This window comes from Candidatus Benthicola sp. (assembly GCF_058719085.1).
Genome location: NZ_JBZQEK010000028.1, coordinates 29,650 through 46,448, shown reverse-complemented (window position 1 = coordinate 46,448; position 16,799 = coordinate 29,650). Strand labels below are relative to the sequence as shown.

At 66.2% G+C, this 16,799-nt stretch carries 16 protein-coding genes; all 16 read left to right on the top strand.

Annotation, left to right across the window (positions count from 1 at the left end; genetic code table 11):
* The first annotated feature begins 13 nt into the window (after positions 1–13).
* The 16 genes from lpxD (at position 14) to AC36XV_RS02360 (ending at position 16,789) form a co-directional block, all read left to right on the top strand.
* A complete protein-coding gene (lpxD, locus tag AC36XV_RS02435) occupies positions 14–1,054 on the top strand; it encodes a UDP-3-O-(3-hydroxymyristoyl)glucosamine N-acyltransferase (protein WP_492202081.1) in 1,041 nt (346 codons plus the stop codon).
* Positions 1,038–2,339, top strand: coding sequence for a UDP-3-O-acyl-N-acetylglucosamine deacetylase (gene lpxC / locus AC36XV_RS02430; protein WP_492202080.1), 1,302 nt, complete (start codon positions 1,038–1,040; stop codon positions 2,337–2,339). The genes lpxD and lpxC overlap by 17 nt, the downstream gene beginning before the upstream one ends.
* Positions 2,336–3,133, top strand: coding sequence for an acyl-ACP--UDP-N-acetylglucosamine O-acyltransferase (gene lpxA, locus AC36XV_RS02425; protein WP_492202079.1), 798 nt, complete (start codon positions 2,336–2,338; stop codon positions 3,131–3,133). Before lpxC ends, lpxA begins: the two co-directional genes overlap by 4 nt.
* On the top strand, positions 3,130–4,125 hold the full coding sequence (locus AC36XV_RS02420) for a Gfo/Idh/MocA family protein (RefSeq protein ID WP_492202078.1): 996 nt from the start codon (positions 3,130–3,132) through the stop codon (positions 4,123–4,125). The genes lpxA and AC36XV_RS02420 overlap by 4 nt, the downstream gene beginning before the upstream one ends.
* On the top strand, positions 4,103–4,237 hold the full coding sequence (locus tag AC36XV_RS02415; RefSeq protein ID WP_492202077.1) for a hypothetical protein: 135 nt from the start codon (positions 4,103–4,105) through the stop codon (positions 4,235–4,237). The genes AC36XV_RS02420 and AC36XV_RS02415 overlap by 23 nt, the downstream gene beginning before the upstream one ends.
* Positions 4,230–5,336 carry a lipid-A-disaccharide synthase gene (gene lpxB / locus AC36XV_RS02410; protein ID WP_492202076.1) on the top strand — a complete coding sequence of 369 codons (1,107 nt, stop codon included), beginning with the start codon at positions 4,230–4,232 and terminating at the stop codon, positions 5,334–5,336. Before AC36XV_RS02415 ends, lpxB begins: the two co-directional genes overlap by 8 nt.
* Positions 5,333–6,004 (top strand): lysophospholipid acyltransferase family protein, encoded by a 672-nt coding sequence (locus AC36XV_RS02405; protein WP_492202075.1) that lies wholly within the window; start codon positions 5,333–5,335, stop codon positions 6,002–6,004. The genes lpxB and AC36XV_RS02405 overlap by 4 nt, the downstream gene beginning before the upstream one ends.
* Positions 6,001–7,065, top strand: a complete 1,065-nt coding sequence (locus tag AC36XV_RS02400) for a tetraacyldisaccharide 4'-kinase (RefSeq protein WP_492202074.1) — start codon at positions 6,001–6,003, stop codon at positions 7,063–7,065. The genes AC36XV_RS02405 and AC36XV_RS02400 overlap by 4 nt, the downstream gene beginning before the upstream one ends.
* Positions 7,062–7,541, top strand: a complete 480-nt coding sequence (locus AC36XV_RS02395; protein WP_492202073.1) for a 23S rRNA (pseudouridine(1915)-N(3))-methyltransferase RlmH — start codon at positions 7,062–7,064, stop codon at positions 7,539–7,541. Before AC36XV_RS02400 ends, AC36XV_RS02395 begins: the two co-directional genes overlap by 4 nt.
* Positions 7,538–8,308, top strand: a complete 771-nt coding sequence (locus AC36XV_RS02390) for a class I SAM-dependent methyltransferase (protein WP_492202072.1) — start codon at positions 7,538–7,540, stop codon at positions 8,306–8,308. The genes AC36XV_RS02395 and AC36XV_RS02390 overlap by 4 nt, the downstream gene beginning before the upstream one ends.
* Complete coding sequence (bshC, locus tag AC36XV_RS02385; protein ID WP_492202071.1) at positions 8,305–9,927, top strand: bacillithiol biosynthesis cysteine-adding enzyme BshC; 1,623 nt, start codon at positions 8,305–8,307, stop codon at positions 9,925–9,927. The genes AC36XV_RS02390 and bshC overlap by 4 nt, the downstream gene beginning before the upstream one ends.
* A gap of 66 nt (positions 9,928–9,993) precedes the next feature.
* Positions 9,994–10,269, top strand: a complete 276-nt coding sequence (locus AC36XV_RS02380; RefSeq protein WP_492202070.1) for a hypothetical protein — start codon at positions 9,994–9,996, stop codon at positions 10,267–10,269.
* Positions 10,262–11,893: a murein biosynthesis integral membrane protein MurJ gene (murJ, locus tag AC36XV_RS02375; RefSeq protein WP_492202069.1), complete on the top strand. Its 1,632-nt coding sequence runs from the start codon at positions 10,262–10,264 to the stop codon at positions 11,891–11,893. Before AC36XV_RS02380 ends, murJ begins: the two co-directional genes overlap by 8 nt.
* Entirely contained in the window at positions 11,890–13,752 is a 1,863-nt protein-coding gene (gene uvrC / locus AC36XV_RS02370; protein WP_492202068.1) for an excinuclease ABC subunit UvrC, read from the top strand. Before murJ ends, uvrC begins: the two co-directional genes overlap by 4 nt.
* Before the next feature lie 261 nt (positions 13,753–14,013).
* The gene (locus AC36XV_RS02365; RefSeq protein ID WP_492202067.1) at positions 14,014–15,348 is read left to right on the top strand and encodes a tetratricopeptide repeat protein; all 1,335 of its coding nucleotides are present in this window, start codon (positions 14,014–14,016) and stop codon (positions 15,346–15,348) included.
* Positions 15,349–15,511: 163 nt separating this feature from the next.
* Positions 15,512–16,789 (top strand): DUF512 domain-containing protein, encoded by a 1,278-nt coding sequence (locus AC36XV_RS02360; RefSeq protein ID WP_492202066.1) that lies wholly within the window; start codon positions 15,512–15,514, stop codon positions 16,787–16,789.
* The last annotated feature ends 10 nt before the right edge of the window (positions 16,790–16,799 follow it).

Sequence of the window (16,799 nt, the reverse complement as noted above, 5' to 3'; positions counted from 1 at the left end):
GTAGAGAACTCATATGACTGCATACACGGTCCAGGAGCTCGCCGACCTCGTCGAAGGCGAGGTCGACGGTGATCCCACACGATGCCTCGAGGGTGTCGCCCCCATCGACCGGGCAGGTCCACGGGACATCACCTTCGTGATCAACGAACGGTATGCCCGGCGTCTCGGGGCCCGTACGGTGGGCGCCTGCCTCGTGAAACCGTCCGTCGATCTCCCGTCCAGCGGCACGGTGTTCATCCGCGTCCAGAACCCGGAGCTCGCCTTTGCCCGTCTGCTCAACCTGTTTCACCCGGAGCGGAACCCGGATCCGGGGATCCATCCGACCGCGATCCTCGGCAAGGGAACGAGGCTCGGCAGCGAAGTGTGGATCGGCCCATACGTCACGATCGGAGAGAACTGCGTCATCGGGGATCGCACGCACATCGGAGCCCACACCCTCGTCGATGACGGCGTGCGGATCGGACAGGACTGTCGGGTCGGGCCGGGCTGCGCGATCCTGCACGACACGGTGGTGGGCCATCGCGTGCGTCTGTACACGGGAGTGCGCCTGGGCGTCGATGGGTTCGGATACACTCCGGGCGCCGGCGGGCTGACCAGGATTCCGCAGGTAGGACGGTGCCTCATCGGAGACGACGTGGAGATCGGTGCGAACTGCACGGTCGACCGTGGTGCGCTGGGCGATACGGTGATCGGGAAAGGAACGAAGATTGATAACCTGGTGCACGTGGCGCACAATGTGAAGATCGGGGAGCACTGCGTCATCGTGGCCCAGGTGGGGATCGCGGGCAGCACCACCATAGAGGACCAGGCCCAGCTCGGCGGTCAGGTGGGCATCGCCGGCCATGTCACCGTGGGTGCCGGATCCAGGATCGCGGCCCAGGCCGGAGTGATCGGCAACGTACCGTCCGGCGGTGTGTACTCCGGGTATCCGGCGCGTCCCCATCGCGAGGCGATGCGAGCGGCGGCAGGAACCTTCCGTACGCCCGAGATTCTCCGGCGACTGGCCCGCCTGGAGTCCCGTCTCGAAGGAAACGCGAATGAATCGAGTGACTGAACGTCCCCAGCGAACTCTGGGCTCGGAGGTGAGCCTGGAGGGTACCGGTCTGCACACCGGCAAGCCGGTGCGGGCGACGCTTCGACCGGCCGGTCCCGGGACCGGTATCGTATTTCGACGGGTCGACCTCGAAGGGGAGCCTGCCTTCGGCGCCACGGTGGACAATGTCGCGGGCACGTCGTGGGAGACCGTTCTGGGTCACGGAGAAGCTCGCGCCGGCACGATCGAGCACCTACTCGGCCCCCTGACCGTGTTCGGGATCGACAATCTCGAGATCCTCCTCGAAGGTCCCGAGCCACCGGCTCTTGACGGCAGCGGCAAGGAGTGGTGCGGCCTCATCCGCTCGGCAGGAGTCGTGGAACACGAGGGAACGGAAGCCAGCATGCTGGTCGTCCGCGATCCCTTCGTCGTCCGGGAAGGTGATTCGGTATACACCGTCGCCCCGCATGATGGATATCGCGTGACGGCGGTGATCGAATTCGATCATCCGGCCATCGGCAGACAGTCGGTAACCGTGGAGGTGGAACCGGAGACGTTTTGCGGGGAGATTGCGCCCGCGCGCACGTTCGGCCTCGAGAGCTGGAGGGAGATGCTGCACGAGAAGGGACTGGCGCTCGGAGCCACTTATGAAAACACGATCGTGGCAACCGAGGACGGGCTCGCGGAGGGAACGGAGCTGCGTTTCCCGGACGAGTTCGTGCGACACAAGGTGCTGGACCTCGTCGGAGACCTCTCGCTCGTCGGCGCTCGTATTCAGGGACATGTGGTGGCCGAGCGGCCGAGTCACCGCGGGAACGTGGCCGTCGCCCGGCGTCTGAGGAAGATGCTTGCCAGGGCTCCGGACGGAGGCCCCGTGCTCGACATCAACCGAATCCTGGAGTACATCCCGCATCGATATCCCTTTCTGCTCATCGACCGCGTTCTCGAGTTCGAAGGAGGGAAGAGGATTCTCGGGCTCAAGAACGTGACCATCAACGAGCCGTTCTTCCAGGGCCACTTCCCGGGTCACCCGATCATGCCCGGGGTCCTGATCGTCGAAGCGATGGCCCAGGCAGGCGGTCTGTTGCTGATGAACGAGTTCGATGATCCGAAGTCGAAAGTCGTCTACTTCATGTCGCTGGATGATGTGAAGTTTCGGCAGCCGGTGATGCCCGGAGATCAGCTGCTGTTCGAGCTGCAGATGCTTCAGCTTCGTGGGAGAACCTGCCGAATGCAGGGCATCACGCGGGTGGGAGGCGAAGTGGTCGCGGAAGCGACCATGATGGCCCGGGTGGTGGACAAATGAGCGAATCCCGCGCCGTGGCGTCAGCGGGCATACACCCGACGGCGATCGTAGATTCCGGAGCCGAGGTTCCCGATTCTGCCTCGGTGGGACCCTACACGATCGTCGGCCCCGGTGTAGAGGTCGGCGAGCGTGTCACCATCGATTCGCACGTCCTCATCGAGCGCGACACGGTGATCGGAGACGATTCCCACATCTGCAAGGGCGCCGTGCTGGGAACGGACCCGCAGGATCTCAAGTACGGGGGCGAGCCCACGAAGCTGGTCGTGGGGAGCCGCACCACGATACGAGAATACGCGACGCTGAACCGTGGGACCGTCGATTCGGGCACCACCGTGGTGGGGGACGATTGCCTGATCATGGCCTATGCGCACGTGTCGCACGACACCCGCATCGGAAACCACGTCATCCTGGCCAACTCCGTGAACATGGGGGGGCACGTCCTGATCGAGGACTGGGCGATCGTGGGCGGGGTGACGCCGATTCATCAGTTCGTACGCATCGGCTGTCACTCGATGATCGGTGGAGGCTCGCGCGTCCCCAAGGACGTCGTGCCGTATGTGATGGTCGCCGGAAGCCCCTGCGCCGCCTACGGACTCAACCTCGTGGGACTCAAGCGCCGCGGTTTCAAGCGTGAGACGATCGGCCAGATCCGGGAGGCCTACCGCCTCATCTTCAAATCGGATCTCAACGTCTCGCAGGCGCTGGAGCGACTCGCAGATCGGGATGACCTGGCGCCGGAAGTGGAGCACATGATCGCGTTCATCCAGTCCAGCGAGCGTGGCATCACGACATGAGCGAGATGAAGGTCGGAGTGGTCGGCGTCGGCCGCCTGGGATCCGCTCACGCGCGGATCCTCGGCGAGATCCCAGACTGCCGCCTGATCGGGGTCGCGGACGCCGACCCGGATCGTGCCCGCGACGTGGCCGGGAGACTGTCCGTGCCGGCGCTGACCTCCGAGGATCTCACCGAGGCTTGTGACGCGCTCGTCGTCGCCGTCACCACTTCCGCCCATCACGAGATCGCACGCATGGCCCTCGAGGCGGGCTGCCACGTCCTGGTGGAGAAACCCCTGACCCCGACGCTGGCCGAGGCGGACGACCTGATCGCTCTCGCTGACCGGCTCGGCCTCTTTCTGGCCGTCGGACACGTCGAACGCTTCAACCCGGCGATTCGGGCCGTCCGTCCGCTGCTTCACGATCCACGCTACATCTCGTCGCAACGGCTCGCCGTGTTTCAACCTCGTGGCACCGACGTCCCCGTCATGCTGGACCTGATGATCCACGACATCGATCTGGTCCTCGGTCTGGTAGACAGTCCCGTCCGCTCGGTGGATGCCATCGGCATCCCCGTTCTCACCGACTCCGTGGACATGGCCAATGCGCGCATCCGTTTCGAGAACGGCGCGTGCGCCGACATCAGCGCCAGCCGGGTGTCCACGGAGAGGAAGCGCGAGCTGAGGCTCTTTCAGCCATCCGGCTACTTCAGCCTCGATCTCGGCGCAGGGGAGGGCGAGTTTCTGCGCCGGCGGGACGGAGTCGAGCTGGCCGGGCTGATCAGAACCCGGGATGCCGCCTCTCTGTCCCTCGCCGACATCGTCGAGCGCGTGCCGATCCAGGGCGACGGAGCCGAGCCTCTGCGGCTCGAGCTCGAAGCCTTCCTCGCCACGCTGGAGGGAAGGGAGGAGGGGAGCGTCTCAGCTGCTGAGGGCAGGGCCGCGCTGGAGATCGCACTTCGCATCGAGAACGACATCGCGGGAGGCGCCCATGTCCCTTCACAAGATTCGTGAGGAGCGCAAAAAGCTGGGTTTCGGGGCGAAACGGGGCCCGCGCCCCCTCACCCTGGTGCTGCTCCTGCTGCTGGTCCTGCTTCTCATGGCGTACCTGAACCGGCTTGTCTGAAACCAGCGTATTCATCGCCGCCGGAGAGCCATCGGGCGACCTTCACGGCGCGGAGCTGGCACGCGAACTGAAGAGCAGGTTGCCCGGGGTCCGTCTTTACGGCCTGGGCGGCAGTCTCATGGCGGCGGAGGGGGTGCAGCTCCTCGCCGACCTGGACCGCCTCGCGGTCCTCGGCTTCTCCGAGGTGGTCCGTCATCTTCCCGATCTCGCCGCCCTGCGACGCCAGGTGCGCCGCTTTCTCGTCGAGCGGGAGATCGATCTCCTCGTACCGATCGACTATCCAGGTTTCAATCTGCCGCTGGCCCGGTACGCGAACCGTCAGGGGCTTCGGGTGCTCTACTACATCGCCCCTCAGGTGTGGGCGTGGCACGAGTCACGGGCACGGAATCTCGCTCGAGACACCGATCTCGTGTGCGTGGTCCTTCCTTTCGAGGAGGAGCGCCTGCGGCGGTGGGGAGTGCGCACGCGATTCGTAGGGCACCCTCTGCTGGACAGGCCCGACCTTCCCGAGATCGCAGACGTCGACGCTCCGCGCCTGGCTCTATTCCCGGGCTCCCGGCTTCAGGAGGTTCGCCGACTGCTTCCGGCGTTCCTCGAAGCCGCGCGCCGACTGCGGGAGGATGTACCGGAGCTGGAAATCCTCGTCGCCCGGGCTCGAGATCTGCCCCCGGAAGGGTTCGGATCCCTTGCGGATGCCCGAGTTGTGGACGCCGACGAGGCTCTGGCCTCTGCGAGGGCGGCGATCACCAAGTCGGGGACGATCACCCTCCAACTCGCTCTCGCTGGCGTGCCGATGATCGTCGGCTACCGGGTGAGTCCGCTGACGTACGCGATCGCCCGGCACCTGGTTCGGGTCGACCACATCGCACTCGTCAATCTGGTTGCCGGCGAGCGGCTCGTTCAGGAATTCATCCAGGGGCAGGTGGAACCCCGGTCCCTCGCTGCCGCCGTGCGTCCCCTCCTCGGCGAGGGACCCGAACGATCGAGCCAGCTCGAAGGACTCGCGCGGGTGGTCGATCGACTGGGCAGTCCTGGAGCTGCAGCGAGGGTTGCCGAAGAGTGCATCCGGTTGCTCGAGGATCGAGGGCGACGAAGTTGAGGACCGATGTTCGGCTCCTGGCGGCTCGTGCCCTCGGACCGAGCTTGCTCGTCGCGCTCTCCAGCACCTGGAGATTTCGTGAGATCGACGTGCAGGGAAGGCCCGTGGCAAAGCGGCATCGAATCGGCCGAGGAGTCTACGCGTTGTGGCACGCTCAACAGCTCCCCCTCACCCTGCTCCATCGGAACGAAGACGTAGCGGTCATCATCAGCCAGTCCCGGGACGGAGAGATCATCGCACGCATCGTCGAGCGAATCGGATACCGGGCCGTCCGTGGGTCCACGACGCGCGGCGGCGCGCGGGCCCTCCGTGAGCTGACCCGCGCAGCCGCCGAAGGTCATCCTCTCGCCATCACCACCGACGGTCCGCAGGGACCTGCCCGGGAGTGCAAGCCCGGGGTGTTGCTCGCCGCCTCGCGGACGGGACTGCCCATCATCCCGTGTGCTGCGGCTGCCGTGCACGCGTGGCGGTTCAGGAGTTGGGACCGGTTCATCGTGCCGAAGCCGGGCTCGATCGTGTACGTGCACCACGGCGAGCCGATCTCGGTACCTGAAGAGGTGGGTGTCGGGTCGTTGTCGAGCTGGCAGAACCGGGTGGCGGAGGCATTGAACCGGGCCACCAACGTCTGCGAAGATGCCGCTCGATCCCACCAGGGAGCCCGTCGATGACCGTCTCGGATCGTGGGCCGGGCCGCGCCGAGACGAGAGTGCGGGCCGCCTGGAAGGGTGAGGCCGGTCCCACGCTCCGGTTTCTTTCGGCCGTATGGGCGGCGGCCACCGGAGTCCGCAACCTGCTGTACGAAACGGGCGTGGTCGCAGCGAATCAAGCCCCGCTGCCGGTCGTCTCGGTCGGAGGATTGACCGCGGGAGGCGCCGGAAAGACGCCGATCACGGCAGACATGGCCGTGAGGCTGGAGAGGGCGGGTGTCCGAACGGCGATCCTCACGCACGGTTTCGAGGACGAGATGGAGGTCCATCGCCGCCTGTCGCCCCGCTCTCGCGTATACGGCGGGCGCGACCGGGCCGCGCTTGCATGGCGAGCCCAAGAGGAAGGCGCGCAGATTGCGCTGCTGGATTCCGGATTCCAGCATCGACGCCTCCACCGGGATCTGGACATCGTCGCTCTCGATTCGACCTCACTCGAAACACCGTGGCTGCACCTTCCGGCCGGCCCCTTCCGCGAACGCCTCGCTGCCATCGGCCGCGCAGATCTACTGATTCTCGTGCGCCGCGCGGCACCCGTCTTCGCTGACCCGGATCGGAACGATGGCAGCGAAAGCGAGACGGAGGACCACGTGCGGCGGCTCGGCGAGACGGACGGCTTTCCCCCCGTGGTTGCGGCTCGCATCGACCCGGGAGAGCTCGTGGCCGTTACGGAAGCAGCACGAGATGTCTCCCCGCCCAGACCCGAGCTCGCCGTGGCGGGAGTCATGTGGCCGGCCGTGTTCTTCCGACAGGTGCGGGCGCGTCTCCCGGATCTGGATCGCACGCTCCAGCTGTCCGACCATGCCAGGATCACCCCGGACGTTCGCTCGACCCTCGAACGGCAGTCCGGAGCCGGAGGGATCGTGTGCACGTTGAAGGATGCCGGAAAGCTCGCACGCGCCCTCGGAGAGTCGATGCCCATCTGGTATCTTTCCGAGCAGGTCGTCTGGGAAGACGAACGCGACCCGCCGAAACCGGTCCGATGGGCCCGGGCGCTGGTGGATCGAGACGAGGGACCGCGATGAGAATCCTCTTGCTGGGCGTAGGAGCCCCGCGGGACCGGTGGATGAGAGGGGCGATCGAGGAGTATGAGCGGCGCGTGGCCCGCTACTTCCGGTTCGAGTCGGCGCACGTTCCAGCCGGCGCCGGTACCCGGGCCTCGCCCGAGAGGACCCGTCAGCGCGAGGCCGAGCGGCTCCAGGGCCGGATTCCGGACCACCTCGAGACCTGGTGCCTCGCGAGGGAAGGAGAGCCGATGAGCTCGGTGGAGCTGACACGCGAGTTCGCGGACATGCGAACGTACGGACGACCGGGTGTCGTCTTCCTCATCGGGGGCGCGCATGGCCTCGACGGGACGATTCGTGACCGCTCCACACGTTCTCTGTCCCTCTCCCGCATGACGCTCCCCCACGACATGGCCCGGCTGGTCCTGACGGAACAGCTGTATCGTGCCGGCACTCTTCTGATGGGAGAGCCCTATCACAAAGGGACCTCCGGGTGACGACGAGCGACACACCCACCCGGGAATGGTTTCACCGCTGGTTCGGTGAAGAGTACCTCGCCCTCTATCCGCATCGGGACGAGGAAGAGGCGCGCGAAGCCGTCGATCTCTTCCGACGTCTCGCCGCGCCGCCAAGAGGTTCCCGTGTCCTCGATGTGGCGTGCGGCGGCGGCCGCCACCTCCGTGAGCTTCGCTCCGCCGGGTTCAACGCGATCGGACTCGACCTCTCCGTGACGCTGCTCCGCGCCGCGCACCGGGAGGGACCGAACGATCCGCTTGTGAGGGCGGACATGCGAAGCCTTCCGTTCGCGGACCGATCCTTCGGAGGTCTCACGAGTTTCTTCACCTCGTTCGGGTATTTCGAGGACCCCGCCGACGACCGACAGGTTCTGCGGGAGATGGCACGGGTTCTCCGACCGACCGGGACCTTCATGCTCGATTTTCTGAACTCCGCGCGGGTGCGCACGGAGCTCGTACCGGAAGACCGGCGCGTGGTGGCGGGCGAGCGGGTGATCCAGCGCCGGGAAATACTGGAGGACATGGTCATCAAGCGGATCCAGATGCAGCCGCTGGATGGAGGGGGTGCACGTACCTTCGAAGAGCGCGTCCGTCTTTATGATTGCGATGAGCTCGTATCGCTTCTTTCCGAGGCTGATCTCGTCGTGGAACGGCGACTGGGAGACTACGAGGGCCGCACGTACGGCCCGCGCTCCCCGCGTCTCATCCTGTCGGGCCGCAGGGTGAACCGGGGCCGGGGAAGCGCATGAACGGGCTGCGGTTCGAGGCGGAGCGACTGGCGCCCCCCGGTGGGCTGGTCGCCCGTGTTCTCGCGGAGGACCTGCCGGGCCTCTTCCCCGAGGGCACGTTCACGCCTCCGCCGGAAGAACGGACGGGGCCGTCCCGGTCCCTGGCCGCCCCCCTGGAGGAGGCGATTCAATGCCCGTCGGCGGCCGCTCGTCGGAGGCTGGAGGCCATCCGGGAGGGCAGGGGGGTCGTGGTCACCACGGGACAGCAGCCGCAGCTGTTCGGAGGACCCCTGTACGTGCTGTACAAGGGCCTCGCAGCCGTGAGAACGGCGTGCGAGATCGAACGACAGACGGGAGTGCCCTGCCTGGCGGTCTTCTGGGTCGCGGCCGACGACCACGACTGGGATGAAGTCGGGTCGATCGACTTCCTCGACCGCGACGAGGACCTCCGACGGCTCTCCGTGCCCCCCCCGGAGAATCGAGCCGGCCAGTCGGTGGGTCCTTCGAAACTGCCGAACTCGGTCGAGTCGCGGCTCGCCGAGTTCCTCGACGCCGTCGAGTCGGGTCCCGCCGGAGCCGTGTGGGCCGACGGTCTCAGGGATGCATACACACCGGGCCGTACGTTCACCGAGGCCTTCGTCCGCGTGGCCAGCTCCTGGTTCGGGGACCTGCCGATCGGATTCCTCGACTCGGCGCACGAGGAGGTCCGAAACGCCGCCATTCCCTTCCTTTCGGAGGCGATTGAACGTCACGACGAGCTTCGCGGGGCCCTCGGCCGAGGAGCCAGCGCCGTCGATGGGGCTGGTTTCACGCCCCAGCTCACGTACCGTGAAACCGCCGTTCCGGTATTCCGGGACGGGATAGAGGGACGATACCGCCTTCGGGCCGGAACGGATGGCATTCAGGTCGATTCCACGGGTCACCGTGTCCCCGAGCGGGACCTCATCGAGGAGCTTCAGGCCGAGCCCGGCCGATTCAGCCCATCCGCCGCCCTTCGACCCGTCCTCGAGTCCTGGCTGCTGCCGGTCACACGGACCGTACTCGGACCCGGGGAGATCGCGTACTGGGCGCAGTTGCAGCCTCTCTTCCGCCTGCTGGATGTGACGATGCCCTCCGTTCAGCCGCGCGATTCCTGGCGCGTGGTCGAGAGCCGGATCGAGCGACTGCTCGAGAAGGTCGGAATCTCGGCGGACGAAGCTCGCGACCCGGAAGCGGCCCGGCGCCGCATCGTCGAGGCGAATCGGCCGGCTTCGGTCTCGGAGCGGATCAGCGCTCTCGAGGCGCGTCTCACGCGGGAGTACGACGAGCTGGCCTCGGTCGTGGGCTCCGACCTGCCGGGGCTCCGATCTGCCGTCGGAAAGAGCCGGAAGCGGGCCTTCGATGCGATCGGGGAACTTCGAGGGACCGTGGATCGCGCCGTGGCTCGTCGGGAGAGTATCGTTCTAGGCCAGCTGGAGAGGATCGGCGCCCACCTGTACCCCGGGGGCGACCCGCAGGAGCGCAGGATTCCGACTTCGGCTTTCCTGGCCCACCACGGGGATCGCTTCCTCGACGCAGCCCGGGGCGCGGCGGAAGTCGGACCCGTCCCCGGCATGGCTGGTCCGGGCCACGACGTTGCTGGCGCCCTACCGCCGGAGTAGGTTAGCCCGACGTTTCGAGCGCCGCGATCGCGTGGCCGCCGCTCGGCTCTCTCGAGGTGCAACGACTTGATCTGGGCTGTCATCATCGCGCTGGTTCTCCTGATTCCGCTCCTGGCGATCGTCCTTGACTCATCGGTCGGCCAGGCGCTGGCGAATCGCATCGCGCGGGGCGATGAGGAGCGCGCGACGCGGGAGATCGCAACCCGGGTCGGAGAGCTCGAGGCAGAGGTGAAGTACCTCGCTGAGAGCATGGAGAGCCTCAGGGAAGAGACCGATTTCGTTCGTCGATTGATCGAGGGAGCCGACGAGGGCGGCGCCGCCCGCCTCGAGCCGGGTGAGTGACACGACGGGCCCGGCGGCCGTGCCCTCCGGCACTTCAGCTGCAGCGGACCGACTGAGTTCTTCCGCCGGCCGATCGGCCACGGCGGTCGGTTCCGGCATCCTTCTCAGCCGGATCACCGGGCTGGCCCGCGACATGGCCGTAGCGGCGTTCCTCGGAACGACGCTCCTCGCAGACGCCTATTTCGCGGCCATCAAGATTCCCAACATCATCCGGAATCTCCTTGGCGAGGGGACCCTTTCCGCCTCCTTCGTGCCCGTGTACTCGGAAGTGCTCGAGGAGGAGGGGCGGGAGTCGCCCCGGGCACGTCGCCTCGCCGGCTCGGTGCTGGGCCTCGTCCTGGTGGCAGCGCTCCTCATGAGCACCCTCGGCGTGATCCTGGCACCGTGGATCACGGACCTGGTGATGGTCGGGGCGGACGCGGAGTCGACACGGGTCACCACCGAACTGGTTCGGATTCTCTTTCCGATGTCGGGCGTCCTCATCATCGGCGCGTGGTTTCTCGGCGTCCTGAACAGCCACGGACACTTCTTCCTTCCCTTCGTCGCCCCGACCCTGTGGAATCTGGCACAGATCGGAGGGCTCTTCGTGGCGAAGGCCGCGGGAAGCGATCAACTGGCGCACGCGCTGGCATGGTCCGCGCTGGCCGGGAGTGTTCTGCAGGTAGGGATTCAGATCCCGGCCGCTCGTCGTCGCGTCGGATCCCTCAGGCCCCGCGGTGAGTGGGCGTGGGAGCCGGTCCGGCGGGTGGCGCGAAACACCCTGCCGGTGATCTCCAGCCAGGGCATCTTCCAGGTCTCGACCCTCGTAGATATCTCGCTGGCCTCTCTGGTCGGCACCAGCGCCATGTCCGCCCTCGGCTACTCTCAGCGGCTGATGTATCTGCCGATCAGTCTGTTCGGCATCTCAGTGGCGGCGTCCTCACTGCCTCGGATGTCGCGCGAGGCCACCGCGGAGAAGCTGAGGCCCAGACTGGTCAACGGATTCTTCCAGATCCTCTTTTTCGTCCTCCCGGCGGCCGTCTGTTTTCTGGTCGCGGGGGACCTGATCGTCCGCCTGGTCTTCCAGCGTGGTGAGTTCCTCGAGGCCAGCACCGTGCTGGTGGCCTCCGTGCTCGGGGCCTACGCCCTGGGTCTCGTGGCGTCCAGCAGTCTGAAGCTGTTCGCGAGCGGTTTTCACGCCCTGCAAGACACTCGGACACCGATGCTGCTGGCCGCCGTGTCCGTGACGCTGGGTATCGGCCTGGCCGTCGGACTCACCCTGACGGCCCGCTCCCGGCTTCCCGGGCCGTTCGAAACCTATGCGGCCATCGGCATCGCGCTCGGTGGATCGATCGGCGCTTGGACCAATCTCGTCCTTTTGTGGAGCGCTCTCGGCAGGAGAATCGGCCCCCTCTTCGGTCGACCGGCTCTCAGGGCGAGCCTCCGGATCGGGGTCGGCTCCCTGGCCGCGGGAGTGACGGCTCTCTGGGCCCGATCGTGGCTTTCCAGCTCGCTCGGCGGCGGGAGCTTTCTTTCCGACCTGGCCCTGCTCGTGGCGATCGGCATCGCCGGGGCCATTCCCTATCTCCTGATCGTGCGGAGGCCGCCCAGCGTCGTGCCGGAGGGCGAGGACGCCGGGGAATGACGGGTGACCGACTGAAGGAGCAGCTGGCGGCTCTTCCCAATCGACCCGGCGTATACCTCTTTCGCAGCAGAGACGGCGAGATCCTCTACGTGGGCAAGGCGTCGTCCCTGCGCAGCCGGGTGCGGAGCTATTTCGGATCACAGACGGGGCGCTCGTTCAAGGAACGGGAACTGTCACGGCGGACCGTCGACGTCGACACCTTCGTGGTCAATTCACCGGCCGAGGCGCTGTTGCTCGAGTCGAACCTGATCAAAGAGTACGAACCGCGCTTCAACATTCAGCTCCGCGACGACAAGACGTTCCCCTATGTGAAGGTGACCGTGCATGAGCCGTTTCCGCGCGTGCTCGTGACGCGGCAACTGGTGCGCGACGGCTCGCGCTATTTCGGTCCCTTCACGGATGTGGGCGCGATGCGCCGGGCCCTCCGCATGATTCGCCAGACGTTCGACGTGCGGAGTTGCCATTACGACTTGCCCCGGGAGGCGCCGGACCGTCCCTGTCTCGACTACTTCATCGAGCGGTGCAGGGCACCGTGCGTCGGCAGACAGAGCGAGGCGGACTATCGAGCGATGATCGACCGCATCCTCGCGATCCTTTCCGGCCAGACGGGAAGCATGAAGCGAAAGGTCCGCGAGGAGATGGAGGAGTCCGCCGCGCGTCTGGACTACGAACGCGCAGCGGAGCTGAGAGACGTGCTGAGGGGCCTTGCCTCCCTGGAACGCCGCAAGACCTCGATCGACGCCCGTGGCGGGGACCGGGACGTGCTCGGGATCGCTCGGCAGGGTAAGCGCGCGTGCGCTCTGTTCCTTCGAGTAAGAGAAGGGAAGCTGCTCGGCCGAGACGTCCTTCACCTGAAGACCGGCGAAGGCGCGGATGAGGGTGCGGCCGAGGACGAAGACCTGCCCGCCCTGATCGCCCGGGTTCTGGCAAGTGCGTACCTCGGACGGGAAGACCTCCCCCCGGAGCTGCTCGTCCCGGCCGACTTCGAGGATCGCGGGCTCATCGAAACCATGCTCGCCGGTTCGCGGGGCCGCGGCTTCCATATCCGTGTCCCGCAGCGGGGTACCGGAAGGAGACTCCTCGAGCTGGCGGAAGAGAATGCCGCACACGTGCTGGCCGAGCGTGCGGAGGCGGCCCGGGATGAAACGCGAGAGGTCGGCGCCGGCTCCACGGCCCGGGAACTCGCGCGGGCTCTGCAGCTCGAGACCCTGCCGAATGACATCGTATGCTTCGACATCTCGACGCTGGGGGGAACCGACTCCGTGGGCGCGGCCGTGTGGCTGCGGAACGGGAGGCCAAGGAAGCAGGAGTATCGCAGATTCCGCATCCGGCACACGAAAGAGGGACAGCTCGACGACTTCTCCATGATGCAGGAGGTCGTGGGGAGGTATTTCGCGAACCGCGTCGAGAAGGGCGAAGACATGCCCGATCTCGTCCTGATCGACGGCGGCAAGGGGCAGCTCGGCGCGGCCCGTCACGCGATGGAACGCTCGGGTGTATCGGATCTTGCAGTCGCGGCCCTGGCCAAGCGCCTCGAGGAGGTCTTCCTTCCAGGAATGCCCGAGCCGGTGCGCCTGGATTCCCGGAGCGCCGGTCTGCGCTGGCTCCAGCGCGCACGGGATGAAGCGCACCGATTCTCGGTCGATTATCACCGGAGGCTGCGGAAGAAGAGGACCCTTCGGTCCGTGCTGGCTGACGTTCCCGGTGTGGGAGCGCGCCGGGAGCAGGATCTCCTGAGGGCATTCGGCAGTGCAAAGGCGATCCGCGAAGCGACGCCCGAGGAACTCATGGCCGTCCCAGGCATCGGGCGGACCACCGCGCAGAGGATTCTGGATTCCCTGCGCGAGTCCGAGTCCTGATTGGGCTCGCCGCCCCTTCGTTCGGTGGCCGTAATCGGTGCGGTGGGAGGCGTGATGTCAGAAGCGCGGAGGAAACATGCACCCTCATGATGCGTACTAGCGTGAGTAAGGGGCTTGCAACACCACCTTCGGGGTGGCAGGATGGCTCCGAGCCCACGATCGACGCCGCCGGGGGCGGCCGGTGTCGGCCCGATGCTCGTCCTCCTTGCAGTGAACGACAAAGCCCTATAATTAGCTGTAAAAACATAACCTGAGGCAATTATGTTGAGAAATTCGTTTAGGTATGCGACGGCCGCGGCCCTGACCGTGTTGATCGGAGTGCCCGCGGGCCTGTGGGCTCAGGAATGTGCGGAGAACGGAAACCAGCACACCCGCGGAGCCGATGTCGAACTGAGCTATGCCGCCCGGCGGGACGATCCGCAGCCCAAGGAAACCCGGTACGCCCGCGCGCTCGAGAAGCTCGAGCCGACGCTCGCGGACGAGGACCCGCTGCCGCGCGCGTACCTGCTTGCCGGACAGGCCTATCTCGGACTGAGAGACTACGAGGGTGCGGATTCGATGCTGGCGAAGCTGACGACGGCCCAGCCGGGTTGCGCCGACCTCGTCAACGAGCTGCGCTTCAACGCATGGGTGCCGCTGTACAACCGTGGCATCAACTCCCTCCGTGCCGGTGATCAACAGGCCGCGCTCGAGTCTTTCCTGCAGGCCAACGTCATCTTCGCCGATGCCCGGTCTCTGACCAATGCGGGCAATCTTTACCAGCAGGCGGGAGACAACGCCGCCGCCATGGAGATGTACGCCGGGGCACTGGAGGTGGGAGGCGAGCCGGAGATGATCCGGGCGGCCAGCATCAACATGGCGGAGCTGCTCCGACAGGAGGGTCGCGCCGAAGAGGCCCTCGCGATCTACTCCGAGTATGCGGCGGACCATCCCGATGATGTACTCGGGATATTGAACTACGCCGTGGCGCTCATGGATGCGGGAGACCAGGAAGCGGCCGAACAGATCTTCACCGACCTGCTGGATCGCGACGATCTGAGCTTCAGGCAATGGTCGCAGGTCGGCATCGGGCTGTACCGTGCGCAGGACTTCGAGCAGGCGGCCATCGCCTTCGAGAAGGCTCACGAGATGAGTCCTCTCAACAAGGAAACGATGGAGAACCTGGCGAACACGTACTATCAGGCGGAGCGGTATCAGGAGCTGATCCCGATCGCCGGAGAACTCGTAGACCGTTTTCCGTTCGAGTCGGTGAACTACAATCTGCTCGCGAACGCCGAACGAGAGCTCGAGAACGCCGACGCGGCGCTGGCGGCCCTCGAGCAGAGGGACGCACTGGAGTTCGAGTTCCTGCGCTCTCAGCTGAGCATGGTATCCGAAGGCGTGTACAGCGTCGAAGGCCAGGTCATGAACAAGAGCGGTGCCGCCGGATTGGAAGTCACGGTGCCGGTCGAGCTTCTCGGAGATACGGGTGATGTGGTGGCCAGCGACGTTCTCGTCATCACGCTTCCGGGAGAGGGAGAGACGGCCTCCTTCATGCTCCAGTTCGAGGTCGAGGAGCCGGTAGCCGGCTTCCAGTACGGCCCCGAGGGAGCCTGACGACGGGCGTATCCGACCGCTGAGCGAGTTCGAACGGGCGGGGTCCGATGTCGGGCTTCGCCCGTTCGGCATCCCGTGACGATCGATTGGAAGGGAAGGGGAGCGCCGGGTATATTGCGCGGCGCCGATCTGCGCCCGCATTTCCCGAGTAGAGGAATCCACCATGGTCCGCGTCGCACGCGTACGACGCCATTCGATCGGCGCTGACCTGGAGATCCCTCCCGGCACGGCGCTGATCTCCATCAACGGACGTGACCTCAGGGATTCGCTGGACCTGCGCTTCTTCGAGGCCGATGCGGAGATCGCCCTCGAAGCCCGCCTGCCCGACGGCCAGCCGGTCGTCTACGAGATCGAGAAGCACCCCGATGAGACGCTCGGGCTAATACCGGAAGCCGACAAGGTGCGCCGATGCACGAACGCCTGCCCCTTCTGCTTCGTGAAGGGGAATCCGAAGGTCTCCAAGCTGCGGCAGCCGCTGTACGTGAAGGATGACGACTTCCGGCTGTCATTCCTGTTCGGTCACTACGTTACGCTTACCAACCTGCGGGGGGAGGACTGGGACCGGATCTTCGAGCAGCGCCTGAGCCCCCTGTTCGTGAGCGTGCACGCCACCGATCCGGAGGCGCGGCTTCGAATGCTCATCAATCCGAGGGCGGCGAACATCAACGAACATCTGGACCGGCTGGCAGCCGGATCGATCGCGGTGCACGCTCAGGTCGTCCTCTGTCCGGACGTCAACGACGGCCTCGTCCTGGAGCGGACGATCTCGGACCTGTACGAGCGGGGAAACGACGTACTCTCGCTCTCGATCGTCCCCGTGGGCCTCACCGAGTTCAACTCCGATCGCGGCATCCGTCCGCTTACACCCGAGGAATGCGGCCATGCCCTGGACCAGGTGGACGACGTTCGGCGGCGATCGATGCGCGAGCGTGGCCGGGGCTGGTGCTATGCAGCCGACGAGATGTTCCTTCAGGCGGGCCGCGAGCTTCCCGAGCCGTCCTACTTCGATGATCACGAGCTGGTGGCCAACGGTGTGGGAGCCGTGTCCTTTCTCTCGGAAGCGATTCGCTCCGACCTCGATAGCCTTCCCGACCTCTCGGGCCGACGGATCGCCCTGATCACGGGACGGTCGATGCGGCCGCACCTGGCGAAGCTGGCGGAGGAGATCGAGCGAGTGACCGGGGCCCGGATCGATACCGAAGGTGTCCACAATACGCTGTACGGTCCGCTCGTAACCACCGCGGGTCTGTTGTCGGGCGCCGATCACGCCCGCGGGCTGGAGCGGTATGCAGATCACGACATTGCCCTGTTCAGCCGGAACGCTCTGAATGATGACGACTTCTTCCTCGACGACCTTTCCCTCGATGAGCTGCGAAAGCGATACCCGAAGCTGACCTTATGGCCATCCGAACACGTGACGGACACGCTGCGGACACTGTAGGGCTTCCCAC